The sequence below is a fragment of the Streptomyces bauhiniae genome, assembly GCF_004784475.1.
In the GTDB taxonomy this organism is placed as follows: Bacteria; Actinomycetota; Actinomycetes; order Streptomycetales; family Streptomycetaceae; genus Streptomyces; species Streptomyces seoulensis.
Genome location: NZ_SRRT01000004.1, coordinates 353735 through 380130 on the forward strand (window position 1 = coordinate 353735; position 26396 = coordinate 380130).

Below are 26396 nucleotides of genomic sequence, written 5' to 3' on the forward strand. Positions count from 1 at the left end.
GAAAGCGGATTGATCGAATTCGCGGCACGATGGACCGACTGCATCACGGTGAGCAGACGAAGGGGAACCGTCCGTGAAGTTCGAGGTGTGGGCACCACAGGCAGACCGGGTCGCGCTCCATTGCGAGGGCGCCACGCGGGCGATGGAACCCGATCCGCAGCGGACGGGCTGGTGGACGGCGGAGGCGGACGCGGCGGACGGCGCGCGGTACGGCTTCGCGCTGGACGACGGCCCCGTCCTGCCCGACCCGCGCTCGCGCCGCCTGCCGGACGGCCCCGAAGGGCTGAGCGCGGTCGTCGACCAGGACCGGTACGCGTGGCGCGCCGGCTGGCCGGGGCGCGGGCTGCCGGGCGCGGTCCTGTACGAGCTGCACGTGGGCACGTACACCCCCGAGGGCACGCTCGACGCGGCCGCCGAGCGGCTCGGCCATCTGAAGGAACTGGGCATCACCCACGTCGAGTTGATGCCGCTGTGCTCCTTCCCCGGTCAGCACGGCTGGGGGTACGACGGGGTCGCGCCGTGGGCGGTGCACGAGCCGTACGGCGGGCCGGAGGCGCTGAAGCGATTCGTGGACCGGGCGCACGAACTGGGCCTCGGTGTCGTGCTGGACGTGGTGCACAACCACCTCGGCCCCTCCGGCAATCAACTCCCGGCGTTCGGGCCGTACTTCACCGACACGCACCAGACCCCGTGGGGTGCCGCCGTCAACCTGGACGCACCGGGCTCGGACGAGGTGCGCGCCTACTTCCGGGACAGCGCGCTGGCCTGGCTGCGGGACTACCGTCTCGACGGGCTCCGCCTGGACGCCGTGCACGCCCTGCACGACGACCGCGCCCGGCATTTCCTGGAGGAGCTGTCGGAGTCGGTGGACGCGCTGGGCGAGGAGGTGGGCCGCCCGCTGTTCCTGATCGCGGAGTCCGACCTCAACGACCCCCGGATGATCACCCCGCGCACCGAGCACGGCCTCGGTCTGCACGCCCAGTGGAACGACGACTTCCACCACGCCCTGCACACCGCCCTGACCGGCGAGTCCCAGGGCTATTACGCCGACTTCGCCCGCGCCCCGCTCGCCGCGCTGGCCAAGACCCTGACCGGCGGCTACTTCCACGACGGCACCTACTCCAGCTTCCGGGGCCGGGCCCACGGCCGCCCGCTGGACCGGGCCCGGCTGAGCGGGCACCGGCTGCTGGGGTACAGCCAGACCCACGACCAGGTCGGCAACCGCGCCCAGGGCGACCGCCTCGCCGCCACCCTCTCCCCCGGCCTGCTGGCCTGCGCGGCCACGCTCACCCTGACCTCGCCGCTCACCCCGATGCTGTTCATGGGCGAGGAGTGGGCGGCCGGCACGCCCTGGCAGTACTTCACCGACCACACCGACCCCGAGCTGGCCGAGGCCGTCCGGCGGGGCAGACGGCGGGAGTTCGCGTCCCACGGCTGGGCCGAGGAGGACGTGCCCGACCCGCAGGACCCCGCCACCCGCGACCGCTCCTGCCTGGACTGGTCCGAGCCCGAGCGCGATCCCCACGCCCGCTTGCTCGCCTGGTACCGCCGCCTCATCGCCCTGCGCCACGAACGCCCCGACCTCACCGTGCCCGACCTCGCGGACACCAAGGTCGCCTACGACGAGCCCGCCCACTGGCTGGCCTTCCGCCGGGGTGACATCCGCGTCGCGGTCAACCTGGGCAAGGAGCCGGCCGCCATCCCACTGGGCACGGGCCACCTGGAGATCCTGGCCGCGTGGGACGAGTCGGTGCAGCCGCCGGGGCCGGACGGGCTGCTCCAGGTACCGGGCGAGTCCTGCGTGGTCCTGTCCCAGCCGTAGGCTGCCGCCGGCTGGGGGGTGGGGTCGGCCGGGCAGGCGCACGCGCCGCGCGCCCAAGCCGCGCCGAGCCCCCCTACCCCTCGTCCTTCAGCTCCGTGACCCGCTCCAGCATGATCGGCTCCCACGCCCGGAGCAGGGCCGCGTGCAGGGGGCCCGCCGCCGGGGTGTCCAGGTGCTCGGTGAGCGCGATCATCGTGTCGCAGCGGGCCAGCCAGAGGCCGCGCAGGCAGGGGCGGGGGCCGTATCCGGCGAGGGTGGCGGCGCGGACGGCGGCGGGGGCGCCGACCGAGGTGGCGAGGGCGGCGATGTCCTCGGCGGGGTCGCCCAGGGCCGCGCGGGTCCAGTCGAGGACCGCGCGGACCCGGCCGTCGACGCTGATCAGCACGTGCTCGTCGGTGAGCCGGTGGTGGGTGAGGACGGCCGAGCCGGCCTGCGCGGCGAGCTGCGCTGCCCCGGACGGCGTGAGCTGGCGCAGCCGCCCCGCGTCGAACTCGTCGGCGGCGGCGAGCCGTTCGGCCGCGTGGGCGGCGATACGGCGCAGCGCCCCCAGCGAGCGCGGGGCCACGCGCGGCACCCCCAGCGTCTCGGCCTGCCGGACCGGAACCGCACGCAGCCCGGTGAACAGCCCCGCGAGGTCGGCCTCGCCGAGCGCGGACACCTCGTGCCCGCCGCCGTAGTCGCCCGGCAGCCGGGCGTCGAGCGTGCAGGCGAGACCGGGCGTCCAGTCGCCGTGCGCCACCCCGGAGGGGACGACGACGGGTACGTGCGGCCGCACCAGATCCCTCAGCCGCGTCTCCCGCCGCAGCCGGACGGACGCCTCCCGGTCGGGCGCGAGCCGCAGCACGTACCGGCTCCCGACCCACCAGGTGTACGGGTGCTCCGGCGCGACGGGCCGTACCTCGGGTCCCTGGGCCGGACCGCTCTTGAGCAGCGAGCGAACCAGTGCGCGCACGGTGTCCGGGGTGGGGGTCGGTGGCCGGGTCATGGGTCGTGTCTCGCCGTTCCGGAAGGTCGTCGCGGAGCTGTTCTCAGTCCACCACGACCATCTCACGGGTGGTGTCGTTCAGGCGGCGTCCGCCGTCCTCCGTCACCGTCACGATGTCCTCGATCCGGACCCCGAACCGGCCGGGCAGGTAGATGCCGGGCTCGATCGAGAAGCACATGCCCGGCACGAGCGGCTGCTCCTCGCCCTCGATCATGTAGGGCGGCTCGTGCGTGGTGACCCCGATGCCGTGCCCGGCGCGGTGGATGAAGTAGGGCCCGTACCCCGCGTCCTCGATCACCGCGCGGGCGGCACGGTCGACGTCCTGGCAGGTGGCGCCCGGCCGGACCGCCCGGAACCCGGCCTCCTGCGCGGCCCGCACCACGTCGTGCACCCGGCGCTCCTCCTCGGTCGGCTCGCCCACGTGGACCGTGCGCGTGGTGTCGGAGCCGTAGCCGTCCTTGAGCCCGCCGAAGTCGAGCACGACCATGTCACCCCGCTGGATGACCCGCTCACCCACCTCGTGGTGCGGGTTGGCGCCGTTGGGCCCGGAGCCGACGATGGTGAAGTCCACCTGGGAGTGGCCGAAGCGGCGCAGCAGATCGGCGAGGTCGCGCCCCACCTCGTCCTCGCGGCGCCCGGCGAAGGGCAGCTTGCGGATCTCCTCGAAGGCGGCGTCGGCCGCGGCCCCGGCGGCGGCCAGCAACTCCAGTTCGGCCGCGTCCTTGACGGCACGCAGCATGGGCAGCGCGTCGGTGAGCGCGGAACACCTGAGATCCGGCAGGGCCCGCTGGAGGGCGAGCAGATGCAGCGCCCACGCGTTGTCGCTGACGCCGACGCCGCTCCTGGGGTCGAGCAGCTCGGCGGTGAGGGAGTGCGGGTCCTCGCCGTCGGTCCACTTCAGCAGGGTGAGCGCGGGGGCGCCCAGAGCCCGCTCGGCGTCGGGGGCCTCCAGCGCGGGCACCACGAGCACGGGCTCGCGGCCGGGCACGAGGACCAGCAGGGTGAGCCGCTCGGTGACGGGAGGCGCGTACCCGGTGAGCCAGACCAGGTCCGGTCCCGGCGCCACGAGCAGTCCCCCGAGCCCCGCCTCGGCGGCGGCGCCGGTCGCGCGCGCCATCCGGGCGCGGTAGTCCTCGGCGGTGAAGATCGCGGGCGTGCTGCCGGTCATCCGGGCCTCCGGGTGGGGTCGTGGCGGCGGGGCGTACGGCCATCATGACGCGCGGGACATACGGCGACCACCGGGTTTGCGGTGGCCGCCGAGGATGCGGGGGTGCCGTCAGCCGGTCGGCTGGAGCCTCCCGGGTGCCTGGCCGGGCACGAAGCCGTGAGCCCGGCTGCCGAGCCACTCGGCCTTGTAACGGTCGACCTCCCGATGCCAGTTGAGGATGCCGGCAAGCCAGTTCTGGAGGTCGAGGACATAGTGGTCCATCGCCGCCCGCCCCTCCTCGGAGAGCTGGAAGTCGTCGTAGAGCACGGGCAGTTCGTGCGCGATGACATGCTCGAACTGCTGCATGCGCTGGGTCATCAGGTCGTGGACGACGGCCAGCGCGGCCGGGTAGTCGATGCCAAAGAAGTTCTGCACCACGAGGATCGCGTTGTGGATCTCGCCCTCGTACTCGATCTCCTTCTGGTACGAGAAGACGTCGTTGAGCAGGCAGGCATAGTCGATGGCCGCGTTCTCCAGCGAGCGCACCGGCCCGGTGCGGTACACCTCGGGCGGGATCGCCGGGCCCTGGCCCATGCGGCACATGCTCAGGGTGAGGTCGGAGCCGAAGGTGGCGCGGCGCATCTCCAGGTAGTCGACCGGGTCGGGGACGCGGTGCTGGAGCTGGTTGGACAGCTCCCACACCCAGCTCTCGGTCATCACGTCGACGGCGGCCTTCAGGGTCTGCCGCTGCTCGGTGCTCATCGGCGCGGTGGTCCGCGTCCACAGGTCGACGAGCCCGCGCTCCATGGCGTTGGCCGGGACGATGCCCGGTTCGCCGTCCACGGACATGCACTGGGACAGCCGGGCCGTGGTCAGCCGGGCGGCGGCCAGGTCGCGGCGGTGGCCGTACACCAACGGGTAGTAGTCGTCGCCGTACGTCCCCCAGGCGAGCCACTGCGCGCTCAGGTCGAGCGCCTCGGGGGTGGCGTCGGGGTCGAGTCCGGCCGAGCACAGCGCGAGGTCGTACGCGCGGAGCTTGTCCTCGTCCCAGACGCCCTCGCTCAGGATGCCCATGGTGTGGCACCACGCGAGGAGGTTCCGGCGGGAGGCGTCGACGTGCGGACTCAGCCCCAGCGGGAACGGCATGTGGAACTCGGGCAGCAGCGACGGCCCGACCTTCTGGTACGGGACGTGCGTGTACGCGCGCAGGCGGTCGGCGCCCGCCGAGGCGAGCAGCGCGCGGACATCGGCGGCGGAGGTGCCGGGGCCGCTCGGCACCCGCCAGGGCGTCTCGGAGCGGGCGCCCTGGTTCATGTAGCGGCTGGAGCGCAGATGCCACTCGTGGCCGCCGGACTGCCAGTCCTGGAGCCCCTTGGTGTACGCGGCCACCGCCGCGACCTCGTCGGGCCGCAGCCCGTTCTCCAGCGCGACGGCGGGCACCTCGGTGAGCGCGGTGTGCTCGAACTGGTGCAGCCGTGAGGTGAGCACGTCGTTGACGGTCTCGGCGGCCTCCTGGGTGGAACAGCCGAAGAACCGCTCCAGCACCAGCACGCCGTTGCTGTTCTCGCCCTCCTCCTCCACCTCCCGCTGGTAGGAGAACAGGTCGTTGCGCAGGTGGACGGCGTCGGAGAAGGTCTCCATCAGCACCCGCAGCGGCCGGGACTCCGCGACCGACGCGGGCAGCTCGGCGGTCGCGTACTCCACCAGCCCCGCCGACCAGGGGGCGCCGCCCACCTTGCGGCGCATCTCGATGTACTCGACCGGGTTGGCGATCCGGCCCTCGTTGATGTTGGACAGCTCCCACATGGACTCGTTGAGCAGGTGCTCGGTCGCCACGGCGAAGCGGCGGCGCCAGTCCTCGGACATCGCCGGAACCGTGCGCGCCCACAGGTCGGCGAGGCCCGCCTCGACCGGGTTCTCCGGCTCGGGCACGGGGGCGCTCGGGTCGAGCGGCATGAACAGCGGGAGCCGGTCCAGGTGGGCCTTGCCGGCCGCGCGGTCCGGGGTGCGCTTGAACATGTCGAGGAAGTGGTCGTCGAAGAAGAACACCCACACGTACCAGTCGGTGATCAGCGAGAGCGCCGGACCGTCGCAGTCGGGGTGGGTGTAGGCGCACAGCAGGCCGTAGTCGTGGGCCTCCAGGTCGGCCTGGTCCCAGATCCCGGAGCCCTCCAGCATGCCCATCTCGCGCGCCCACGCGGTGGAGTGGGCACGGGCTTCGTCCAGATGCGGGTTGAGCCGCGCGGGATACGGCATGTAGAAGTGCGGGAGTTCGAACGGCTGCGTCATGGCGGGGGGCTACCCGCCGGGCAAATGGGTCATCCGCCGCGACGGGGATGATCACACCATCGCGTGAACCAGTACCGAAACCGGGAACTCGCGCCGCCCGGTGTGGCGTTGACCGTCACAGCCACACCCCTGTCCATGGCCCGTTTTCCGGCCCCGCCGACGACATCCGGTCAGCCCGGCACCGGAGGCCGTCCCTCCCCTTGCCCGGCCCCCGGGCCGGGGCCACGGTATGGGCCATGATCCCCACCCCGCCTCCCCGGCACCGATTACCGCACGCACCCGCCCCGGTGTCCTGGCAGGACGAGCCCCACACGCCGGACCGCCCGCCCGGCCCCGGCTACTGGGCGGTGACCCGGCACGCCGACGTCCTCCGCGTGCTCCAGGACCCGGCGACGTACTCCTCCCTCCCCGGACCCGGCGAAGTCCCGCTCCTGAGACGGTTGCTGTCGCACCAGGACCCGCCCCAGCACACCCGCCGCAGAGACCACGCGGCCCGCGCGCTCACCCCCGAGCGCGTCCAGCGCTTCACGGAGACCGCCCGCGAGCGCGCCCGCACCCTGCTCACCCGAGCCCTGGACACGGCCCGCGCCACCGACCGGGTCCTCGACCTCGCCACCGCCGTGTCCGACCCGTACACCGCGCTCAACCTGGCCGACCTGCTGGGCATCCCGCACGCCGACCGGCGCCGCCTGCCCGGCTGGACCGGGCCGCACGCACTGGACGACATGGCCGGCTACGCCCCCCACCTCATCACCCACCGCCGCCGCTACCCGGACGACGACCTCACCACGGTGCTGGCCCACAACGCCCAACTCACCTCCGGCGAGCTGGAGATGCTGGTCCCCCTCCTCCTCACCACCGGCCTCGCCCCCATGCGCGACGCGGCGGCGGGCGGACTCGCGCTGCTGGCCCAGCTTCGCCCGGCTGCAATTGCGCGTCCTCTATGAGGAGGTGCTGCGCGCCCTGCCGGAGCTGCGGCTCGCCGGGCCGGTGCAGGCGTCCGGCTCCGGCGTCACCAACGGGGTCGCGTCACTGCCCGTCCGGGCCGGTTGACGGGTTGACCTGGATCAGGGCGTGGGTGCCGCTGGTGAGCCACTTCCTGCCCTCCGCCTTGTCCAGCGCGGCCTCGGTGGACGCGGAGAGCCCGGTGATGACCTCGGACTTGAGGGTGCGCAGCGCGGCCACCGGGCCGGGGAAGTAGGCGGTCACCTCGGCGAAGGGCGTGGTGGCGGGCCAGTACCGGTCTCCCACCAGGCGGCGGTAGTTGAGGTCGCCCTTGAACAGGGTGAGGCCGGCCGCCGCGAAGTCGGCGCGGAGGTCGTCCGGCATGTCGGCGTAGGGCAGCGGCGAGCAGGAGAAGGGGTGGGCGCGCAGCACGAGACGCCCGTCGCCCAGGGCCGACCAGAGCGTGTCGCCGTACTCCCCCGCCAGACCGCCCGCCGAGCGCAGCCGGTGCAGTGCGTCGAGCACGTCGGCGGTGGTGGCGTCGGAGACGTAGTACGGGGTCGGCTTGAGGTGCAGGACCGCGCGGCCGATGCGGGGCTCGGTGAGGAGCGCGGCGATGAGCAGCAGGTCGGGGACGAGTTCGCGGCCGGCGTTGTCCGCGACCAGGCAGAGGGTGCCGGTGCCGCCGGGCGGGAGCAGCGACCAGAGGAGGTCGCTGTCGTCGGCGACCAGGCCGGGGGCCGCTTCGCGCCGCTCGCCGCCCTCCGAGGACAGCCGGAAGCTGAGGTCGGCTCGGTTGCCCCACAAAGAGCCGCTCAGCAGGGCGCAATTGCGTTCGTCGGCCGGGCTGTCCCGGAGTTCATCGAGCGCGGACAGCTCGGCGTCGGTCTCGGCGGAGTGGAGTTCGCCGGTCTTGGAGGGGCGGAACGGGTCGATGCCGCGCCAGGCGCCGGGGCCGAACCAGCCCACGGCGCCGAGCAGGCGGCGGTAGAAGTAGCTCTCGGCCCACAGCCACGGCACGTCGAACCAAGATTGGCCCGCGTAGGTGTCCATGCCCCAGCTCTGCCAGCGCGCGCGGTCGGGGGCGTCGGCGGGGAGGGGCTCGATGACGCCCTCGGTGCAGTTCTTCAGCAGGGCGTCCAGGGCGCGTTGCTGCGGGGGCTCGTAGGGGAGGCCCTCGCGCACCTGGCGGATGATCGCGGGGTGCCGTTCGGCCAGTGTGCGGTGCGGGAAGGAGCCGGGTTCGTCGGCGCGGATGACGGGCGCGGTGGGGGCGGCGTCGGACATGCCGTCACCGTACCCCGCAGGTCAGCCGGTCCTGGCTTCCCGCTCCAGTTGCGCGGCGAGGGCGAGGTAGCGGGGGCGGCGGTGCACCGGGACCAGGCTGCGGAGCATCAGGTACCACATCTCGGCGACCCTGCGGGGCAGCCGCGCGGGCGGTTCCAGGGTGCGCCCGGCGACCCGCGTGCCGACGAAGAAACAGACCAGGGAGTGGGCGACGATCCCGGCGTCCAGTTCGGCGTGCACATCGCAGTCCCGGACCGCGCCGTGCAGCTTGCGGGAGGCGAACTCCAGCCACTCGGTGAAGGGGTGCCGCAGCGGTGGCCGCATGGGCAGGTTGGTGGTGACCAGGCGGAGTCCGGCGCGGGGCACCGGGTCGTGCACGGCGAGACGGGCGAGGGCGAACGTGGCGCGCATCAGCGCCTCCAGCGAGGAGCAGCCCCGGCCCTCGACCTCGGCCACCACCTGCCGGGCGGCCGCCGACTGGAGTTCGAGGATGGCGTGCGCCAGGTCCTCCTTGGCGGCGAAGTGGAAGTACAGGGCGCCCTTGGTGACGTTCGCATGTCCGACGATGTCGCTCAGACTGGTGGATTCATACCCTTGCCGGTCGAACAGGTCGGCCGCGGCCGTGATGATCGTCGTCCGGGTCTGTTCAGCGCGCAACTGCCTCGCCATCGGCCGACCCCTCTCCTGCACGAACGGGACACGCGGTTTGTTTTGACCCCTCGCATACGATAACTCACGGAGCCGCAACGGGAGTCACGCGGGACGCACCGAGATTCCGTGCTCTTCCACACTTCCTCCCCTGCTCGACCGGGGTGAACTGGGCCTTCCGCTCTTATCCGGCTCCGGGGGCTTCCGGGTGCCCTGCGTCGCTTACGCGAAGATTCCCGGACGGTGAGAGGCGCGGCAAAAACAGCCGATGCGGTCTGTGAATTGACTTCTTCGGTCAATCGAGGGCGTGAACACCCCAGTGCCGTCACCCGTATTGGGGACGTAGACCCCATCACCGCCCCGCCGAGGAGACGTCCCGGATGACTCGGATGACCGCCCGCCTGAGCACTCTGGCGGCCGCCGCCGCGACCCCGCTCCTGCTGCTGCCGTGGACGGCGGGCCCGGCCCGGGCGCACGGCGCCCCCACCGATCCGGTCAGCCGGGTCTACGCCTGCTCGCCCCAGGGCGGCAGCGCCAACGGGTCGGCCGCCTGCCGGGCCGCGATCGCGGCGAACGGCGCCCCCTTCACGGCGTGGGACAACCTGCGGGTGCCCGGCGTCAACGGCCGGGACCGGCAGGTGATTCCGGACGGCAAGCTGTGCAGCGGGAACCTCCCCGCCTACCGGGGCCTCGACCTGGCCCGCACCGACTGGCCCTCGACCCGACTGACTCCGGGCGCCCGGATGACCCTGACGTACGCCTCCACGATCGCCCACGAGGGCTCGTTCCGGCTGTACTTGACCAAGCCCGGCTACGACCCGGCGAAGCCGCTGAAGTGGTCCGACCTGCCGGACCGCCCGTTCGCCGAGTTCAAGAACCCGCCGCTGAGCAACGGGGCGTACCACCTTACGGCGACGCTGCCCTCTGACCGGACGGGGCGTCAGATGCTGTACACGATCTGGCAGAACACCAGCACGCCGGACACCTACTACTCGTGCTCCGACGTGGTGCTGGCGAAGAAGAGCACGGCTTCGGGCGGTGGTTCGGCCGCCACCCGGCCTGCGGCCACCAAGAAGCCGGCCTCCAAGGCGACGCCGTCCCCGCACGCCTCGCACTCCGCGTCCGCCTCACCCTCGGCAGAGGCGTCAACTCCCGTGCCGCGCAAGGATTCCTCGTACGCCGCCGTGCCGGACGACGGCAAGCCGGTGGCCGAGGCGACCCGTGCGAAGTCGGGCCCCTCGGCTCCGTTGCTGGCGGGCGGTGCGGCCGCGGTGCTGGTGGTCACCGCGGCCGCCGCCCTCGTCCCGCGCCTGCGCCGGCGCTGAACGAGGCTTCTCGAAGGGTCAGTTGACGAACACCGACGCACCCGCGTCGGTGACCGGGGCGTACTTGGCGGTGAAGTAGCCGCTGGCGAAGCACAGCGAGGAGCCGGACACCTTGCTGAACTGCTGGTTGGTGAAGGTGATGCTGTTGTCGGCGTTGTCCGCCTTCCCGGTCAGGCTCGGCGCCTGGTAGACGCAGGTGACCGAGCCCAGCAGGGTGCGCAGCTTGACCGTGGTCTGGATGGTCGAGCCGCTGGCCGGGGCGACGGAGAGGGTGCCGTCGGAGGAGACCGAGGCGGTGTACGGCAGGTGGTCGACGGTGATGCCGTTGACGCCGAGGACCCCGGTGACGTTGCTGGTACAGGTCGAGCTGTCGAAGGTGTGGCCGGTGACCGACTCGGTGGCGGCGCCGGGAGCCGCCGGGTTGCCGGTGACCTGGGCCGTGAACTGGGACGCCGTGCAGGTGACGCCGCTGGTGCCGGTCGCGCTGGAGTACAGGGTGGCGGAGGTGCCGGCGGCCAGCGGTGCGGTGAGGGTGTCGCCGACGGCCACGGCGGTGCCGCCGACACCGCCGGTGGTGAGGACGGTGCCCGCGTCGGCGGACGCGGGGACGGCCACGGCGACGGTGAGCGCGGTGACGGTTCCGGCAAGGGCGAGGAAGGTGCGCATGCGGGTGCCTCTCTTCCGAGGTGGGGGGCGGAGAGCAGGGTGCGCCGGGATGCGATGCGAGGTGCGGGATTTCGTATACGGGACGGCCGCCCGGAGAAGCCGGGAACCGGCGCGTGCCGCGGGTCGGGCCCGGCGCCACGGTCCCGAGGGAATCAGGCAGAGTTGTAGACCTGATGTGAGGCCAACGTCAATACGGTGCAGGGGAGTTGGAGGTCAGAAGCACCCGTCTGCGCAGGGTCGGCACCTAGTTTTCACAACTCTCTTGACCCTTCAATGTAACCGGCGGTAACTTCCGAGAAGGCTACCGTCGCGTAACCGGCCAGAGCCCTCGCGTCCACCGGGAACAGCGAGGCGGCCCACGCGGCCGCCCTTGTCCGCGCCAGGACAACGCGCCACCTGAAACCCGCATGGATCTACGCCCATGGGAGCAGACATGGCCTCGTCCCCGGACCTCTCGTCCACCGACCCCACCCCCGCGCCCGAACCGGCCGGCGGCGTACGGCGCGGGCGCGTCCGGTACCGCCGGGCCGCCGTACTGGCGATCCCCGCCACCCTCGTCGCGGCCGGGCTGGCGATCCTGACCGCCCAGGGCGCGCTGGGCGTGCAGTTCGCCATCTCCGGCATGCCGTTCACCGTCACGGCGACCGATCTGAACGGCACCGGCTTCGAGCAGTTCGGCGGCCTGGACAACATGGCCGACGGCAGCCCGAACGCGGGTGACACCGGCGGGCAGGTGCTCGTCGTCACCTCCGCGATCAAGAACGCCACCCTCACCAAGCTGTGCCAGAGCGTCGACCTGGGCGGCACCAACCTGCTGATCAAGGCGGGCCAGGGCGAGAAGAAGGTGACGGCGACCGATCTGACCACCGACTCCACCGAGCTGTCGGGCGACGCCGCCTTCGACAACATCGAGATCGGCAACGACGCCAGCACCCTGAACAAGGCCAACGCCAAGGGCCCGATCGGCGTCTTCTCCCAGCAGGCCGACACCGTGCACATCGCCAACCTGCGCCAGACCAACTACGCGACCACCGCGGGCGTGTTCAAGCTGCCCGGTCTGAAGCTGGGCTTCAGCGACTCGGGCTGCTGAGCCGATGGCGGAGCCTGGGCGCCGGACAGCGCGGGCGGCCTTCCGTGACTGGCGGGGGCGGCGGCCGTTCTGGGGCGGGCTGCTGCTCGCGCTGGGCGGGGCCGAGATCCTGCTCACCGAGAAGGCGTCGCTGAAGGTCGTCATGCACATCGGCATGCAGGGGCTCGCGGGCTATCTGCTGCCGGCCCTGATGCTGCTGCTCGGACTGCTGGTCCTCTTCAACCCGGCCCAGCGGCTGTTCTACTCGATCGTCGGCGTCCTGGTCTCGCTGGGCAGTTGGCTCACGTCCAACCTGGGCGGCTTCTTCATCGGCCTGCTGCTCGGCGTCGTCGGCAGTTGCCTCGCCTTCGGCTGGCTGCCCGACCAGGAGGCCCGCGTGTCCCGACGGCAGCGGCGCCGGGAGCGCGTGGGCGCCTGACCACCGGTTTCCCCCGGACCCGGCGGCACCCTGCCGCCGGGTTCTCCCTCTTTCAGGTGATACGGGAACTTCTCCCCCGGCGTGCCGAGTTCAGCGAACAGCGGGGTCGGCCGGCGTGGGGGCGGCGGGGGCGGTGCTCTCGTCCTTCATCGCCTTCGCCTCGCTCTTGAGGATGCGCAGGGACCGGCCCAGCGAGCGAGCGGTGTCCGGCAGCTTCTTGGAGCCGAACAGCACGATGAAGACGATCGCCACGACCAGCAGATGCCAGGGTTCCAGTCCGTTGCGGAGCATGGCCGCCCTCCCTTTTCCCACGCGGTTCCTGACGGCCGGGGGCTCCCGCGCCTCCGGCCCGTTCAGGGATGATTGCTACATTGCGCAACTGTACAACCCAGGGAGAGGCACAAGAGGGCGGGCGATGAGCATCACAAGCAGCCGGGGGACGGCACCGTCACGGCGACGCGGCGGCGGCCGGGGCTCCCCGGAGGACGAGGGCGGTTCCGGCGACGGGGGCCGCGGTACCCGGTCCGGGGCGCGGGACCGGCGGCGCCGCCGCGCGCGCCGGGCACGGGTGGCGCTCCTGGTCTGCCTGTCGCTGGTGGTGCTCGGCGGCGCGGGGGCCGGCTGGGTGTACCTGAAGCTCAACGGCAACATCCAGACCTTCGACGCGGGCGGCCTCTCCGACAACCGCCCGGCGGACTCGTCCAAGGGTGAGAACGTCCTGGTGATCGGCTCGGACGCGCGTACCGACGGCAACGCGGCGCTGGGCGGCGGCGACAAGGACGGCATCGGCCGCTCCGACACCACGCTGCTGCTGCACATATACGCCGACCACCAGCACGCGCTGGCCGTGTCGATACCGCGCGACACCCTGGTGACGATCCCGCCCTGCAAGCTGCCCACCGGCGGCTGGACCCAGGCCCAGCCCAACACCATGTTCAACGCGGCCTTCTCGGTCGGTGAGACCGACAAGGGCAACCCGGCCTGCACTCAGAACACCGTGGAGCAGCTCACCGGGCTCCGCGTGGACCACACGGTGGTCGTGGACTTCAAGGGCTTCGCCGCGCTCACCCAGGTCGTCGGCGGGGTGAAGGTGTGCCTGCCCAACGACGTCTACCAGAAGGACCTCAACCCCAACCGCACCACCCAGGGCACGCTGCTCTTCCGGCAGGGCGAGCAGCGGGTCGCGGGGCAGCGGGCGCTGGACTACGTACGCCTGCGGCACGGCATCGGGGACGGCTCCGACATAGGGCGGATCAAGCGGCAACAGGCGTTCGTCGGCAGCCTGTTGAAGGAGGTCAAGGACAAGGGGTTCACCCCGACCAAGCTGCTGCCGCTGGCCGACGCGGCAACCAGGTCGATGACCGTCGACCCCGGACTGGGCAGCGCCGACAAGCTGCTGTCGTTCGCCATGTCGCTGAAGAACGTCGACCTGCACAACACCAAGTTCGTCACCGTGCCCTGGCGGTACGCGGGCGCGCGGGTGGCGGTCGTGGAGCCGGACGCCGGTGAGCTGTGGGCCGCGCTGAAGGCGGACCGTACGATCGACGGCGCCGACGCCAGCGGCGGGAAGGGCCACGCCACGAAGAAGCCCGGCGCGGCCACGCACTCCCCCGCACCCGTCTCCGGCAAGGGCATCGCCGTGGCCGTCTACAACGGCACCACGGTGACCGGGCTCGCCGCCAAGGGCTCGGCCGCGCTGACCGCCTCGGGCTTCACCGTCACCGGTACGGCCACCGCGCTCTCCCAGAACCACCTCGCGACGGTCGTCCAGTACGGCCCCGGCATGGCGGACCGCGCCCAGACCGTGGCCAAGGTATTCCCCGGCGCCCAGTTGGAGCAGATCGGCGCGCCCCGCATCAACGTGGTCCTCGGCCAGGCGTACGCGACCGATCCGACGCCCTCCTCGACATCCTCCTCGGTGCCCAGCGAGGTGGCCAACGGGGCGCGTTCGGCGGACGACAACCCCTGCGCGAACCTCACCTACGGCTGACGCCGGTCGTGGCGCACCCGCGCCACGATCAGCGCGAGCGCGTACGGCACGAGGACGGCGGCCAGCAGCAGGTAGCGGTCGGCGGGCAGCGCGGTCAGCCCGAGGACCGCGCCCAGCGGGGTGGCGGGAAGCAGCAGCCCGGCCCCGGCCAGCGCGGCCGAGGCCCAGCCGACCGGGCCGGGCCGGCCGCCCGCGATACGGCGCCCGGAGCGCAGGAGCAGCATCGCCAGCGCCTGGGCGAGCAGGTTCTCGGTGAACCAGGCCGAGTGGAACAGCGCCTCGTCGCTCAGCCCGACGCCGCCCTGCGGGGCGAGCGTGAGCACGGCGAAGGTGGCGAGGTCCGCGACCGCGTTGAGCAGGCCGAAGCCGGTGAGGAAGCGCAGGAAGGCGGGCGGCCGCAACTTGGTCGGCCGGCGCAGCGCCTCGGGGTCGGGGCGGTCGTCGGCGAAGGCGAGCTGGGAGGCGTCGAAGCAGAGGTTCTGCGCGAGGACCTGGGCCGGGAGCATCGGCAGGAAGGGCAGCAGCAGCCCGGCGGCGAGCATGGCGAGCACGTTGCCGAGGTTGGAGGAGAGGGTGACGCGCAGGTAGGAGGCGATGTTGGCGCTGCTGTGCCGTCCGGCGAGCACGGCGTGCCCGAGCGCGCCGAGGTCCTTCTCGCCGAGCACCACGTCCGCGCTCTCGCGGGCCACGTCGACGGCTCCCAGCGGTGCCACGCCCACGTCGGCGGCGAGCATCGCGGGCACGTCGTTGACCCCGTCCCCGAGGAACCCGACCGTGTGCCCGGCGGCGCGGAGTCCGGCCACCACGCGTGCCTTGTCCTCGGCCGTGCACCGGGCCACGACGGTGACGGCGCCCGGTGTCCCGGCCACCTCCGGTGCGGCGCCGGTGCGCACTTCCCCCACGGTCAGCCCCAGGTCCCGGCAGGCGCGTACGGCGGTGGCGGGGTGGTCGCCGGTCAGGACGCGCACCTCGACGCCGAGCCCGGTCAGGGTGCGCAGGGCGTCGGCGGCGCCGGGGGCGAGGTCGTCGCGGAAGGTCAGCAGCCCGCGGAAAGTGAGGCCGCGGGCGTCCTCGGCACTGTAGGGCCGGGTGCGGGCGGGAAGGTCGGCGGTGGCGACGGCGAGGACGCGCAGCCCCGTTTCCGCCTGCCGCGCGGCGAGCCCGAGCAGCCGGTCGCGCTCGGCCTCGGCCAGCTCGCACCGCTCCAGCACCGCCTCGGCGGCACCCTTGGTGATCAGCACATGCCGGCCGAGGGCACCGGTGACCACGACGGTGGCCAGCCGGTGCGCGGGGTCGAAGGGGAGCGCGGCGACCCCGTCGTACTCCTCCCCCACCGGCCCGGCGGCGCTCAGCAGGGCCTCGTCCAGGGCGTCCGGGGCCGGGAGTTCGGAGAGGGTGAGCCCCCACCAGGCGGCGACTGCGGCCCGGCGCAGCACCTCGGGGTCGTCCCGGCCGTCCGGCCCGAGCGCGGCGGCGAGGACGGGCCGGTCCCGGGTGAGGGTGCCGGTCTTGTCCAGGCACAGCACGTCGACCGCGCCGAGGTCGTGCAGCGCGGGCAGCCGCCGTACGACGACCCGGTGGGCGTCGGCCAGCCGGGACGCGCCCCGTGCCAGACAGGTGGTGACGATCACCGGGAGCATCTCGGGGGTGAGCCCCACGGCCACCGCGACGGCGAACGGCAGCGTCTGAAGGACCCGGCCGTGCACGGCGGCACTCGCCATGAGCACCAGCGGCGGGGTGAGCAGCATGAACCGGACCAGCACCCAGGAGATGCCGTGCACGGACCGGTCGAAGGCGCTCGGCCCGCGCCGCACGGAGATCCGCTGGGCGGCGCCGAACCGGGTGCCCGCCCCGGTCGCCACCACCACGGCGCTCGCGCTCCCGGAGACGACCTGGCTGCCCTGGAAGCACAGATGGGACTCGGCAAAGTGTCTCGGCACATCGGCCGCCTGCTTGGCGACCGGCGCCGACTCACCGGTGAGCGTGTCCTGCCGCACGGTCAGCCCCCGCGCGCGCAGCAGCCGTACATCGGCCGGTACGAGGTCGCCGGGGCCGAGCCGGACGATGTCACCCGGTACGAGATCCGCGACCGGCACCTCGCGGGCGCGCGGCTCGTCCGCGCGGCCGGTGCGGCGCAGGACGGTCGCGGTGCCGGTGACCAGGCCGCGCAGCGCGGCCAGGGAGCGGTCGGCGCGGCGTTCCCCGGCGGCGCGCAGCGCGCAGCTCACGGCGACCAGGGCGAGGATCACGGCGGCGGTGCCCCAGGAGGCGACGAACGCGGACACCAGGCCGAGGGTGAGCAGTACGGCGGTGAACGGGTCGCGCAGGGCCCGCAGGGAGCGGCGCGGCCAGGACGGGGCGGGCGGTGCGGCGGCCGGGGTGTTCTCGCCGTGCTCGGCCAGCCGGCCGGCGGCCTCGGTGTCGGTCAGTCCGCGCGGGCCGGTCTCCAGGCACCGCAGGAGCCGCAGCGAGGTGTCCGGCACTCGGGTCACAGTCCGCGCAGGCGGGCCGGGGCGGCGGCGGGTGCCGTCTGTTCGGTGAGCCGGCCGACCAGCAGGTGGACGACGTCCACGAGCGCGGCCTGTTCGTCGGCGTCGACGAAGTAGACCTGGCGGCGGCCCTCGCGGCGGGAGCGGACGAGTCCGGCGAGCTTGAGCTTGGTGAGGTGCTGGCTGACGGCGGGGAGCGCGCCGCCGACCCGTTCGGCGAGCCCGGTGACGTCGCTCTCGCCCTGGGCGAGCGCCCACACCAGGTGCAGCCGGGCCGGGGAGGCGAGCAGCCCGAAGGCGGCCGCCGCCTCGGCAAGGACCTCCGGCAAGGGATCGCCGGGCCTTGTCGCCACTGCTCTCCTCCTCGCACGGTCTGGTCTGTCCGGTCGTTGTCCGACCAGTCAGTCTAGGGGCCGTGGGCGCACACGCGGACCGCCCGGCGACGGGATGCGTCGGCCGGGCGGTCCGGGTGGTGTGGTGCGGTGAGGGTCAGCCGAGGCCGTTGGCCTTCAGCCATGCCTTGGCGACGTCCAGCGGGTCCTTGTGCTGGACCTGCACCTGGGTGTCCAGGTCGAGCAGGGCCTTGGTGTCCAGCTTGGCGGAGACGGCGTTGAGCGCGTCGACGCCCTTCTGCGGCACCGCGTCCTTGCGCACGAGGGGCTGCACGTTCTGGAAGCCGAAGAGGTTCTTCGGGTCGCTCAGGACGACGAACTTCTCCTTGGCGATCACCGGGTCGGTGGTGAAGAGGTCCGCGGCCTGCACGGAGTCCTTCTTCAGCGCCGACTGGGTGAGCGGGCCGCCCGCGTCCAGGGACTTGAAGGACTTGAACTCCAGGCCGTACAGCGACTTCAGGCCGCTCAGGCCCTGGTGGCGGGTCTGGAACTCCGGGGAGCCGCCGATGACCAGGTCCTTGGCGATGCCCTTGAGGTCACCGATGGAGGACTTGGCGGTCAGGTTGTACTTCTTGGCGGTGGCCGCGTTGATCGTGACCGAGTCCTTGTCCTCCGCCGGGGAGGGGTCCAGCAGGGTCAGCTTGGAGTCCAGCTTGGCCTCGATGGCCTTGGTGGTCTCCTCGGTCGACTTCGGGGCCGCCTTCTGGTCGAGGTAGGCCAGCAGCGCGCCGTTGTACTCCGGCAGCAGCGTCACGGAGCCGTTCTTCAGCAGACCGTAGGTGGTCTCGCGGCTGCCGATGTTGGGCTGGTACTTGACCTTGACGCCCTTGGCCTTGAGGGCCTCGCCGTAGATGTCGGCGAGCAGGATGCTCTCGGCGAAGTTGTTGGAGCCGACGACGACGGTGTCACCGCTCGCCCCGCCTCCGGTCAGCGGGTTGTCGGACTTGCCGTCGTCGGAGGAGCCACAGCCCGCAAGCAGCGTCGTCGCCGCCGCGAGGGCGACCAGCGCCGCCCCTCGGTTCCCCCGGATGGACTTGCTGATGCGGTTGTTGTAAGTCACCTGTTGATCCAAGCCAGTTCGTGATTTGTCAGTCAAGGGAAGCGAGGTCACCGATTGGCCTCGATCGCGCGTGTTTGTGTCGGGAGCATGAACGCCCCGGCGAAGGGGTCACCCACTGCGCCGGACCCCCGGCGAGACGGTGAGCTTCGACAGCGCCCAGAACACCAGGAGCGTCACCACGGCGAGTCCGGCGACCAGCGTGGCGCCGCCGACGACCTTCTCGTAGTCCTTCTGGTAGAGCCCGTCGATGATGTACCGGCCGAGCCCGCCGAAGCTGACGTACGCGGCGATGGTCGCCGTGGAGACGATCTGGACGGCCGCCGTGCGCAGTCCGCCGAGGATCACCGGGAGCGCGACGGGGAGTTCGACCTGGAACAGGATGCGCGGCTCGGTCATGCCCATCCCGCGCGCCGCGTCCACCGGGGACGGGTCGACGGTCTGGATCGCCTCGTAGGTGGTGACGAGGATCGGCGGTACGGCGAGCACCACGAGCGGCACCATCACGGGCAGCGTGCCGAAGCCGAACCAGATGAACAGCAGCACCAGCAGACCGAAGCTGGGCAGCGCCCGGCCGGCCGTGGCCACCATCGACAGGGCGTTGCCGCCGCGCCTCAGGTGCCCGGCGATCAGGCCCACGGGCAGCGCGATGAGCGCGGCGATGGCGAGGGCCTCCAGGGAGTAACCGACGTGCTCCAGCAGGCGGGTGGGGATGCCGTCGTAGCCGTGCCAGCGGGCGGATTCGGCGAAGAAGGAGTGCGCGAAGTCCAGGACGTTCACCGGGCGGCACCCTTCTTCGGCATCCACGGGGTCAGCAGATTGCGGGTGAGCACCAGCGCCGCGTCGACGAGGATCGCCAACAGGGCTGTGGTCACTACGGAGTTCACCGCGAGTTCCGGCCGGTGGTAGAGGTTGGCGTCGTTCAGCATGTTGCCGAGCGCGCCCTGGTTGCCGATGAGCATGCCGACGCTGACCAGCGAGATGCTGGACACGGTGGCGACCCTGAGGCCCGCGATGATGGCGGGCACGGCGATGGGCAACTGCACCTGGACATAACGCCGTACGGCACCGAGCCCCATCGCCTCGGCGGCGGCCAGGGTCTCCGGGGGCACCGAGCGGACGCCGTCCACGATGGCGGGGACGAGCACGACCAGGCTGTAGATGGCGAGCGGGATCATCACCGTCATCTCGCTCTGGCCGGTGTAGTCGATGAGGATGACGAAGAACGCCAGCGACGGGATCGCGTACAGCACCGTGGTGACGCCCAGGACCGGCGGGTACAGCCAGCGGAAGCGGGCGCAGAGCTGGGCGACGGGCAGCGAGAGCAGGAGCCCGGCCAGCACCGGCAGCAGCGCTTCGCGCAAGTGCAGGCCGATCAGGCCGAAGTAGCTGTGCTGGAGGTCGCTGGGGAGGTCGAAGAAGCCGTTCATCCGGCCGCCGTCACCTCCGGACGGTCCTCGGTGTGCGCGGTGCGGATGGCCTCGCCGATCGCCGCCTGCGAGACCACGCCGACCGCGCGTCCCTCGCCGTCGACGGCCACGGCCCAGCCGGTCGGCGACAGCACGGCGCCGTCGAGCGCGGTGCGCAGCGAGTCCGTACCCGGCCGGAACGGCCTGCCGTGCGACAGGAGTCGAGCCGTGTCGATGGCATCCGCGCTGAGCGCGCCCGGCTCGCCCCAGCCGAGCGGGCGGCCGTCGGCGTCGGTGACGAGCAGGTACGGGGCGCCGCCACGCGGGGTGAGCCGGGCGGCGTCGGCGTCCACGGGGACGATCGGCCCGGTCTCCAGCTCCAGCGCGTCGGACGGGAAGAAGGACAGTCGGCGGATGCCCCGGTCGGCGCCGAGGAAGTCCTCCACGAAGGGGTCGGCGGGCGCGGTGAGCAGTTCGGCGGGCGGCGCGAACTGGGCGAGGTGACCGCCGGTGCGCAGCACGGCGACCATGGTGCCGAGCTTCACGGCCTCGTCGATGTCATGGGTGACGAAGACGATGGTCTTGCCCAACTCGTCCTGGATACGCAGCAGTTCGTCCTGGAGTCCCTTGCGGACCACCGGGTCGACGGCGGAGAACGGCTCGTCCATGAGGAGGACCGGCGGGTCGGCGGCGAGCGCCCGGGCCACACCGACGCGCTGCTGCTGGCCGCCGGAGAGCTGGTAGGGGTAACGCTTGGCGAGCGAACTGTCCAGCCCCACCCGCTCCATCAGCTCGGCCGCGCGCTCGCGGGCCTTGCCCTTGCTCCAGCCGAGGAGGCGGGGCACGGTGACGATGTTGTCGATGATGGTGCGGTGCTGGAAGAGCCCGGCGTTCTGGATGACGTAACCCATGGACCGGCGCAGGGAGTTGACGGGCTGCTGCCGGATGTCGGCGCCGTCGAGGAGGATGCTGCCCTCGCTGGGCTCCACCATCCTGTTGATCATCCGCAGGGTGGTCGTCTTGCCGCAGCCGGAGGGGCCGACGAGGACGGTGATCGCGCGGTCCGGTATGTCGAGCGACAGCCGGTCGACCGCGACCGTGCCGTCCGGGTATCGCTTGGTGACTGAATCTATCCGTATCAAAACGCCGCGCGCCCTTCGGTTGGCAGGAGTGCCTGGACCGCGCCGGCCGAGTCCAGTCGGCACGAGCCACGCCACCCGGAGAACGCCAAAGGGCGACCGGACCGGGCGCGGGCGCGCACACCCGTGGTCGTGCCACGGCCGGACGGTCCCAATGAATCGGGAGGCTGCTACCCAGCCACGGCCGATCCATTCATCCGATCATGTGACTCCGCTCATACACATACGCCGATGCCCACCCGTCGCTTCCGGACAGGTGGGCATCGGCGAAGCCGGAATCAGCCCTCTTCGGGGGTGAGGCGCAGCGAGATGCTGTTGATGCAGTAGCGCTGGTCGGTGGGCGTGGGGTAGCCCTCGCCCTCGAAGACATGGCCGAGGTGGGAGCCGCAGTTGGAGCAGCGGACCTCGGTGCGGACCATCCCGTGCGAGCGGTCCTCGATCAGCTCGACCGCGTCGGTGTCCTTCGGGTCGAAGAAGGACGGCCAGCCGCAGTGCGAGGCGAACTTGGTGTCCGAGGTGAACAGATCGGCGCCGCAGGCCCGGCAGGAGTAGACACCCTCGGTCTTGGTGTCCGTGTACTCACCGGTGAAGGCGGGTTCGGTGCCCGCCTGCCGCAGCACCGTGTACTCGGCCGGGCTCAGCTCCGCCCGCCACTGCTCGTCCGGCTTCTCGACGTCGTACGCCATGAGGATCAGCCCCTTTACTTCTGCGACAGGCGGTCCAGGATCAGCGGGCCCAGGTCGGTGACGTCACCCGCGCCCATGGTGAGAACGAGATCACCGGGCTTCGCCATTCCCGCGACGACCTCGGGGATGTCCGCCTTGTCGTGCACGGCGGTGACGTCCGCGCCGGCCGCGCGGGCGGCCTCGATGATCAGCGCGCTGGTGATGCCGGGGATCGGGTCCTCGCGGGCCGGGTAGATGTCGAGCACCACGGAGGCGTCCGCGAGGGCGAGCGCCTGGCCCATCTCCTTGCCCAGCTCCTGGGTGCGGGAGAACAGGTGCGGCTGGAAGACGACGAGGATGCGGCGGTCGTCCCCGGCGGCGCCGCGCATGGCCTCCAGGTCGGCGGTCATCTCCGTGGGGTGGTGGGCGTAGGAGTCGATCACCTGGACGCCCGCCTCCTCGCCCTTGAGCTGCAGGCGCCGCTTGACGCCGGTGTACGCGGCGAGGGCGGGGGCCAGCTCGTCGGCGGGGAGGCCGAGGGCGGCGCCGGCGGCGAGCGCGGCGACGGCATTGAGCGCGTAGTGGCGGCCGGGGACGGAGACGGCGAAGGTCAGCTCGCGGCCGTCCAGCAGTACGGTGACCTGGCTCTTCAGTCCCTGCGGGACGATCTTCAGGACCCGTACGTCGGCGTCCTCGGCCTCGCCGTAGGTCACCGTCTGCACACCGGTGACGCGGCGGGTCAGCTCGCGGGCGCCCTCGTGGTCGGCGGAGATCACCAGGGTGCCGCCGGGGACGATCTTCTGGGCGAAGGTCTCGAAGGACTCGTAGATCTCGTCCATCGACGCGTAGTTCGCGTGGTGGTCCAGCTCGACGTTGAGGACGATGGCGACCTCGGGGGCGTACTTGTGGAAGCTGCGGTCGCTTTCGTCCGCCTCGGCCACGAAGATCTCGCCCTCGCCGTGCAGGGCGTTGGAACCGGGCGCGTCCAGGTCGCCGCCGATGGCGTACGAGGGCTGCGCGCCCAGCTCGGTCAGGGAGACCGCGAGCATCGAGGTGGTGGTGGTCTTGCCGTGCGTACCGGCCACCGCGATCGGCCGCAGGCCCTCCATCAGCGCGGCGAGCGCGTCGGAGCGGTGCACCACGGGGATGCCCAGTTCGGCGGCGCGGGCCAGCTCGGGGTTGTCCTGCCGGATCGCGGAGGAGACGACGACACAGCTCGCGTCGTCCGCGAGGTGCCCGGCGGCGTGCCCGATGTGCACGGTCGCCCCGTGCGCCCGCAGCGCCGCCGCGGTCGCGGACTCCTTGGCATCACTCCCCGCCACCCGCGCCCCCCGCTGAGCCAGGATCTTGGCGATCCCCGACATCCCGGCCCCCCCGATCCCGATGAAGTGCGGTCGGTCCATGGCGATAGGAAGGCCGGGTGCCATGCGTTCTTCTCCCATATACGAGCGAGCCAGAGGATGCCCACCCTATGCGCTGCTCCGCCCCGTCCCGCACCCCGGCCGGGGGCGCGCCGGTCGGCGGGCGTGCCGACCGGCCCTGGGCGGGGGGCGCCGCTCCGCGAACCGCGCGCTTGCCGCGTGCCGCGTGCCGCGTGCCGCTGACCGCACCCCGGCCCGGGGGGCGCGCCGGTGGGCGAGCGTGCCGATCGGTCACGGGTGGGGGGTCGGCCCGGGGGACCGCGCGCTTGCCGCGTGCCGCTGACCGCATCCTGTGGGTGGGGAATGCCGACCGGGCACGGGTGCCGAGCACCGTCGAGGGCCGGGCGGCGCCGGCCAGTAGCGTGCGACTCACGCCTCCGGGCCGCTACCGAAGCGGAGGGCGCCGAGCGGACACGGCGTGCGGAGTCGGCGCGGCGGATGCCGGGCGCCCGGCACGGCGAGTCGGCGGGCGCGGGGCGCGGCCCCGCAGGACAGGGGGCCGCGCCCCGGGACGGCGATGTGCGGCTTCGCTTCGAGATGCCGGACGCGCCGCCTGCCGCTGAGGCCGACGCGGCCGCGCACCGGGCGCCCCCGCGCTACCCGGTGTCGAACAGCCGCCGAAGCCCCGCCGGGCCCCGCAGGGCTACGCCTTGCTGTGCGAGAACAGCTTCAGGACCGGGACTCCGACCTTGTGGCGGGCTCGGGAGGCCCAGTCTCGGTGGAAGAACTCCTCGACGTAGTGGGGGTCGGTGAGGACGATGACCTCGTCGGCGTGGACCTCCGCGACGAGGGACTTGAGCGCCTCCAGCGGGTGGTTCTCGACGAGCCTTCCCTCGGCCCGGCTCCCGGCGGCGCGCAGCGCCGTCAGGGAGACCTCCAGGGCCTTCTCCCCCACGCTCCGCGCGTCCGTGCCCTCGGGCGTCTCCCCCTCGTGCACGGCCTCGTCCAGCTCACCGAGGGCGATGTCGTCGATGGCCCGCAGCAGCCGGTCCGCCTGGTCACCGCGCGGCTGGAGCAGTACGTGGAAGAAGACCGGCTCGTCCCCGTGCAAGGTCGTCACGAACTCCACGTCGGCCGACGTCAGGGCTTTCTCGATCATCAGAACGCTTGTGAACACCAGCCGCCTCTTCTCCCTCGAGGGTCCTCGTGACCCTCTGTCCTCCGTTGGCCCGAACAGGGCCTGCGGAAACCATCCTGCCCCGTTACCGCACGGGGAGTACCGGGACTAAGTGTGCCCCCCGGAAGCTAAACGGAACGGTAGATTCCGCTGTTTTCAGGGTCGGCGGTACCGCCCGAACAGAAATCCGTCCTCCTCCAGCAGCGAAGCGAGCGCGAACCGGCGCGGCACGGAGACACCCGGACCACCCGCGATGCGCTGCGCGTCCCCCGCCGTGAGCATGGGCGACAGCGTCAGGCACAGCTCGTCCAGCACCCCCGCCGCGACCAGTTGCCCCAGCAGCCGCGGCCCGCCCTCGGTGAGCTGACGGACGTACCCGAGCCCGGTGAGCGCCGCCACGGCCCGTACGGGATCGACCCGCCGCCCCTCCCCCGCGACGACCACCCGCGCCCCGGCCCGCTCGGCGGCGGCCACCCGGTCGGCGGGCGCGTCCGCACCGGTGAGGACGACCGTCGGGACCAGCGGCGAGGTGTACAGCGGAAGCGAGAAGTCCAGGTCGAGACTGCCCGACACCACCGCGATCGCCGGAGCCGGCCCCTGCCCCGCCGCCTCCCGCGCCGCCGCGAACTCGGTACGGGCGCGAGCGGGCCGGTACCCCTCCTGCCGAACCGTTTCCGCACCGACCAGCACCACATCCGCGAGCGCCCGCAGCGTGCCGAAGACGCGCATGTCGGCCGCGCAGGAGATGGGCTGGGAGCGCCCGTCGTGCTGGGCAGCGCCGTCGAGCGTGGAGACCATGTTGGCCCGCAGCCAGGTGCGGGGGCCTCCGTCACCGGAGGTGGGATACGCGTAGGCGGCGGCCAGTTCGGCCAGACTCCACTCACCGGTCCGCTCACCCTGATCGAGGGCCCGAGCTGCTGTTTCGTCGGTCACAGGGAACAGGCGTCGCATTCGTGCAGTGTGACATGGCGATTAGCATGGGTAACCGTGTCCTCCACCGCAGCCTCCGGCTCCACCCCGCTGACCGACGCCGGTCCGCTGTCCCTGTGCGCGCGTGAGCCGCACGTCCCGGCCGACCGCCTGGTCGCCGAGATGGTGCCGCCGCCCCGCTTCGACTCGGTGCGTTTCGCCACGTACATCCCGGACCCGAACCAGCCCAGCCAGACCGACGCGGTCGGCGTACTGGAGGGCTTCGCGGCGGGACTCGGCGGCGCCCGCCCCGGCGAGGGCAAGCGGGGCCTGTTCGGCTTGGGCCGCGCGAAGGCGAAGGCCCCGGCCGGCCCGCGCGGTGTCTACCTGGACGGCGGCTACGGCGTCGGCAAGACCCACCTGCTCGCCTCGCTCTGGCACGCCACCCCCGCCGAGCCCTCCCGCAAGGCGTTCGGCACCTTCGTGGAGCTGACCAACCTGGTGGGCGCCCTCGGCTTCCAGCAGACGGTGAGGACGCTCTCCGGCCACGCCTTGCTGTGCATCGACGAGTTCGAGCTGGACGACCCCGGCGACACGGTGCTGGTCTCCAGCCTGCTCGGCAAGCTGGTCGAGGCGGGCGTGGCGCTGGCCGCCACCTCCAACACGCTGCCCGGCAAGCTGGGCGAGGGCCGGTTCGCCGCGGCCGACTTCCTGCGTGAGATCCAGGGCCTGTCCGCCCACTTCCGCGCCCTGCGCATCGACGGCGAGGACTACCGCCACCGCGGTCTGCCCCAGGCCCCGGCGCCGTACACCGACGAGCAGGTCACCAAGGCCGCGTACCGCGCCGAGGGCGCCTCGCTGGACGCCTTCCCGCGGCTCCTGGAGCACCTGGCGAAGGTGCACCCCAGCCGGTACGGCGCGCTGACCGACGAGGTCCGCGCGGTCTGCCTCACCGACGTACGGCCGGTGCCGGACCAGTCGACGGCGCTGCGCCTGGTGGTGCTGGCCGACCGGCTCTACGACCGCGAGGTCCCGGTACTGGCCTCCGGTCTGCCCTTCGACCAGTTGTTCAGCGAGGAGATGCTGAACGGCGGCTACCGCAAGAAGTACTTCCGCGCGATCTCCCGGCTCACCGCGCTGGCGCGCGACGCCAAGCCCCTGGTGACGGAGTAACAGACCGGCCGCC

Annotated in this window: 25 protein-coding genes; 8 read left to right on the forward strand and 17 right to left on the reverse strand. The window is 72.5% G+C overall.

What is annotated here, in order from left to right; all coding sequences use genetic code 11:
* Positions 1-73 precede the first annotated feature (73 nt).
* Positions 74-1822, forward strand: a complete 1749-nt coding sequence (gene treZ, locus E5083_RS15540; RefSeq protein ID WP_135786281.1) for a malto-oligosyltrehalose trehalohydrolase — start codon at positions 74-76, stop codon at positions 1820-1822.
* Between the two features lie 73 nt (positions 1823-1895).
* Here the strand turns inward: treZ and E5083_RS15545 are convergent, their stop codons facing one another.
* The 3 genes from E5083_RS15545 to cyc2 all read right to left on the reverse strand — a co-directional run bounded on the left by E5083_RS15545 (position 1896) and on the right by cyc2 (position 6243).
* A complete protein-coding gene (locus E5083_RS15545) occupies positions 1896-2807 on the reverse strand; it encodes an aminoglycoside phosphotransferase family protein (RefSeq protein ID WP_135786282.1) in 912 nt (303 codons plus the stop codon).
* A gap of 43 nt (positions 2808-2850) precedes the next feature.
* Positions 2851-3975, reverse strand: a complete 1125-nt coding sequence (locus tag E5083_RS15550) for an aminopeptidase P family protein (protein WP_135786283.1) — start codon at positions 3973-3975, stop codon at positions 2851-2853.
* A 108-nt stretch (positions 3976-4083) separates the two neighbouring features.
* Positions 4084-6243: a germacradienol/geosmin synthase Cyc2 gene (gene cyc2, locus E5083_RS15555; RefSeq protein WP_135786284.1), complete on the reverse strand. Its 2160-nt coding sequence runs from the start codon at positions 6241-6243 to the stop codon at positions 4084-4086.
* A 236-nt stretch (positions 6244-6479) separates the two neighbouring features.
* Between cyc2 and E5083_RS15560 the strand changes: the two genes are divergently transcribed.
* Complete coding sequence (locus E5083_RS15560; RefSeq protein ID WP_135786285.1) at positions 6480-7190, forward strand: cytochrome P450 family protein; 711 nt, start codon at positions 6480-6482, stop codon at positions 7188-7190.
* Positions 7174-7296 carry a cytochrome gene (locus E5083_RS31495; protein ID WP_208754056.1) on the forward strand — a complete coding sequence of 41 codons (123 nt, stop codon included), beginning with the start codon at positions 7174-7176 and terminating at the stop codon, positions 7294-7296. The genes E5083_RS15560 and E5083_RS31495 overlap by 17 nt, the downstream gene beginning before the upstream one ends.
* Here the strand turns inward: E5083_RS31495 and E5083_RS15565 are convergent.
* Both E5083_RS15565 and E5083_RS15570 read right to left on the reverse strand, forming a co-directional pair.
* Complete coding sequence (locus E5083_RS15565; RefSeq protein WP_135786286.1) at positions 7273-8475, reverse strand: damage-control phosphatase ARMT1 family protein; 1203 nt, start codon at positions 8473-8475, stop codon at positions 7273-7275. The genes E5083_RS31495 and E5083_RS15565 overlap by 24 nt on opposite strands.
* A gap of 21 nt (positions 8476-8496) precedes the next feature.
* Positions 8497-9144 (reverse strand): ScbR family autoregulator-binding transcription factor, encoded by a 648-nt coding sequence (locus tag E5083_RS15570; RefSeq protein WP_135786287.1) that lies wholly within the window; start codon positions 9142-9144, stop codon positions 8497-8499.
* Between the two features lie 359 nt (positions 9145-9503).
* Here E5083_RS15570 and E5083_RS15575 point away from each other — a divergent pair, with 359 nt between their 5' ends.
* Positions 9504-10448: a lytic polysaccharide monooxygenase auxiliary activity family 9 protein gene (locus tag E5083_RS15575; protein ID WP_135786288.1), complete on the forward strand. Its 945-nt coding sequence runs from the start codon at positions 9504-9506 to the stop codon at positions 10446-10448.
* 18 nt (positions 10449-10466) lie between these two features.
* Here E5083_RS15575 and E5083_RS15580 read toward each other — a convergent pair whose 3' ends face one another.
* A complete protein-coding gene (locus E5083_RS15580; protein ID WP_135786289.1) occupies positions 10467-11114 on the reverse strand; it encodes a Tat pathway signal sequence domain protein in 648 nt (215 codons plus the stop codon).
* Between the two features lie 433 nt (positions 11115-11547).
* Between E5083_RS15580 and E5083_RS15585 the strand changes: the two genes are divergently transcribed.
* Positions 11548-12204: a DUF6230 family protein gene (locus E5083_RS15585; protein ID WP_135786290.1), complete on the forward strand. Its 657-nt coding sequence runs from the start codon at positions 11548-11550 to the stop codon at positions 12202-12204.
* Positions 12205-12208: 4 nt separating this feature from the next.
* The gene (locus E5083_RS15590) at positions 12209-12622 is read left to right on the forward strand and encodes a DUF6114 domain-containing protein (RefSeq protein WP_135786291.1); all 414 of its coding nucleotides are present in this window, start codon (positions 12209-12211) and stop codon (positions 12620-12622) included.
* 90 nt (positions 12623-12712) lie between these two features.
* On the opposite strand, the gene tatA is transcribed toward E5083_RS15590, so the two are convergent.
* Positions 12713-12913, reverse strand: coding sequence for a Sec-independent protein translocase subunit TatA (tatA, locus tag E5083_RS15595; protein ID WP_030802613.1), 201 nt, complete (start codon positions 12911-12913; stop codon positions 12713-12715).
* 124 nt (positions 12914-13037) lie between these two features.
* On the opposite strand from tatA, the gene E5083_RS15600 reads away from it, so the two are divergent.
* On the forward strand, positions 13038-14612 hold the full coding sequence (locus tag E5083_RS15600; RefSeq protein WP_135786292.1) for an LCP family protein: 1575 nt from the start codon (positions 13038-13040) through the stop codon (positions 14610-14612).
* Here E5083_RS15600 and mgtA read toward each other — a convergent pair.
* The 10 genes from mgtA to E5083_RS15650 all read right to left on the reverse strand — a co-directional run bounded on the left by mgtA (position 14603) and on the right by E5083_RS15650 (position 25252).
* Complete coding sequence (gene mgtA, locus E5083_RS15605) at positions 14603-17095, reverse strand: magnesium-translocating P-type ATPase (RefSeq protein ID WP_135786293.1); 2493 nt, start codon at positions 17093-17095, stop codon at positions 14603-14605. The genes E5083_RS15600 and mgtA overlap by 10 nt on opposite strands.
* A 5-nt stretch (positions 17096-17100) precedes the next feature.
* A complete protein-coding gene (locus E5083_RS15610; protein ID WP_135786294.1) occupies positions 17101-17454 on the reverse strand; it encodes an ArsR/SmtB family transcription factor in 354 nt (117 codons plus the stop codon).
* A 136-nt stretch (positions 17455-17590) separates the two neighbouring features.
* The gene (locus tag E5083_RS15615; protein ID WP_135786295.1) at positions 17591-18553 is read right to left on the reverse strand and encodes an ABC transporter substrate-binding protein; all 963 of its coding nucleotides are present in this window, start codon (positions 18551-18553) and stop codon (positions 17591-17593) included.
* 108 nt (positions 18554-18661) lie between these two features.
* Positions 18662-19330, reverse strand: a complete 669-nt coding sequence (locus tag E5083_RS15620; protein WP_135786296.1) for an ABC transporter permease — start codon at positions 19328-19330, stop codon at positions 18662-18664.
* Positions 19327-19980 (reverse strand): ABC transporter permease, encoded by a 654-nt coding sequence (locus tag E5083_RS15625; protein WP_135786297.1) that lies wholly within the window; start codon positions 19978-19980, stop codon positions 19327-19329. The genes E5083_RS15620 and E5083_RS15625 overlap by 4 nt, the downstream gene beginning before the upstream one ends.
* Positions 19977-21101 (reverse strand): ABC transporter ATP-binding protein, encoded by a 1125-nt coding sequence (locus E5083_RS15630; protein WP_167513549.1) that lies wholly within the window; start codon positions 21099-21101, stop codon positions 19977-19979. Before E5083_RS15630 ends, E5083_RS15625 begins: the two co-directional genes overlap by 4 nt.
* Positions 21102-21376: 275 nt before the next feature.
* Positions 21377-21784 (reverse strand): peptide-methionine (R)-S-oxide reductase MsrB, encoded by a 408-nt coding sequence (gene msrB / locus E5083_RS15635; RefSeq protein WP_135786298.1) that lies wholly within the window; start codon positions 21782-21784, stop codon positions 21377-21379.
* 14 nt (positions 21785-21798) lie between these two features.
* Positions 21799-23190, reverse strand: a complete 1392-nt coding sequence (murC, locus tag E5083_RS15640) for a UDP-N-acetylmuramate--L-alanine ligase (RefSeq protein WP_135786299.1) — start codon at positions 23188-23190, stop codon at positions 21799-21801.
* Positions 23191-23827: 637 nt separating this feature from the next.
* Complete coding sequence (locus E5083_RS15645; protein ID WP_031181654.1) at positions 23828-24283, reverse strand: hypothetical protein; 456 nt, start codon at positions 24281-24283, stop codon at positions 23828-23830.
* A gap of 174 nt (positions 24284-24457) precedes the next feature.
* The gene (locus E5083_RS15650) at positions 24458-25252 is read right to left on the reverse strand and encodes a pyrimidine reductase family protein (RefSeq protein WP_135786300.1); all 795 of its coding nucleotides are present in this window, start codon (positions 25250-25252) and stop codon (positions 24458-24460) included.
* Between the two features lie 36 nt (positions 25253-25288).
* Here E5083_RS15650 and zapE point away from each other — a divergent pair, with 36 nt between their 5' ends.
* Positions 25289-26383 carry a cell division protein ZapE gene (gene zapE, locus E5083_RS15655; protein ID WP_135786301.1) on the forward strand — a complete coding sequence of 365 codons (1095 nt, stop codon included), beginning with the start codon at positions 25289-25291 and terminating at the stop codon, positions 26381-26383.
* Positions 26384-26396 lie beyond the last annotated feature (13 nt).

Bases quoted from the DNA above. Each gene is read 5' to 3' on its own strand.
- E5083_RS15545 (WP_135786282.1), bottom strand. From the start codon at position 2,807: ATGACCCGGCCACCGACCCCCACCCCGGACACCGTGCGCGCACTGGTT.
- E5083_RS15550 (WP_135786283.1), bottom strand. From the start codon at position 3,975: ATGACCGGCAGCACGCCCGCGATCTTCACCGCCGAGGACTACCGCGCC.
- cyc2 (WP_135786284.1), bottom strand. From the start codon at position 6,243: ATGACGCAGCCGTTCGAACTCCCGCACTTCTACATGCCGTATCCCGCG.
- E5083_RS15560 (WP_135786285.1), top strand. From the start codon at position 6,480: ATGATCCCCACCCCGCCTCCCCGGCACCGATTACCGCACGCACCCGCC.
- E5083_RS15565 (WP_135786286.1), bottom strand. From the start codon at position 8,475: ATGTCCGACGCCGCCCCCACCGCGCCCGTCATCCGCGCCGACGAACCC.
- E5083_RS15570 (WP_135786287.1), bottom strand. From the start codon at position 9,144: ATGGCGAGGCAGTTGCGCGCTGAACAGACCCGGACGACGATCATCACG.
- E5083_RS15575 (WP_135786288.1), top strand. From the start codon at position 9,504: ATGACTCGGATGACCGCCCGCCTGAGCACTCTGGCGGCCGCCGCCGCG.
- E5083_RS15580 (WP_135786289.1), bottom strand. From the start codon at position 11,114: ATGCGCACCTTCCTCGCCCTTGCCGGAACCGTCACCGCGCTCACCGTC.
- E5083_RS15585 (WP_135786290.1), top strand. From the start codon at position 11,548: ATGGCCTCGTCCCCGGACCTCTCGTCCACCGACCCCACCCCCGCGCCC.
- E5083_RS15590 (WP_135786291.1), top strand. From the start codon at position 12,209: ATGGCGGAGCCTGGGCGCCGGACAGCGCGGGCGGCCTTCCGTGACTGG.
- tatA (WP_030802613.1), bottom strand. From the start codon at position 12,913: ATGCTCCGCAACGGACTGGAACCCTGGCATCTGCTGGTCGTGGCGATC.
- E5083_RS15600 (WP_135786292.1), top strand. From the start codon at position 13,038: ATGAGCATCACAAGCAGCCGGGGGACGGCACCGTCACGGCGACGCGGC.
- E5083_RS15625 (WP_135786297.1), bottom strand. From the start codon at position 19,980: ATGAACGGCTTCTTCGACCTCCCCAGCGACCTCCAGCACAGCTACTTC.
- msrB (WP_135786298.1), bottom strand. From the start codon at position 21,784: ATGGCGTACGACGTCGAGAAGCCGGACGAGCAGTGGCGGGCGGAGCTG.
- murC (WP_135786299.1), bottom strand. From the start codon at position 23,190: ATGGCACCCGGCCTTCCTATCGCCATGGACCGACCGCACTTCATCGGG.
- E5083_RS15645 (WP_031181654.1), bottom strand. From the start codon at position 24,283: ATGATCGAGAAAGCCCTGACGTCGGCCGACGTGGAGTTCGTGACGACC.
- E5083_RS15650 (WP_135786300.1), bottom strand. From the start codon at position 25,252: ATGCGACGCCTGTTCCCTGTGACCGACGAAACAGCAGCTCGGGCCCTC.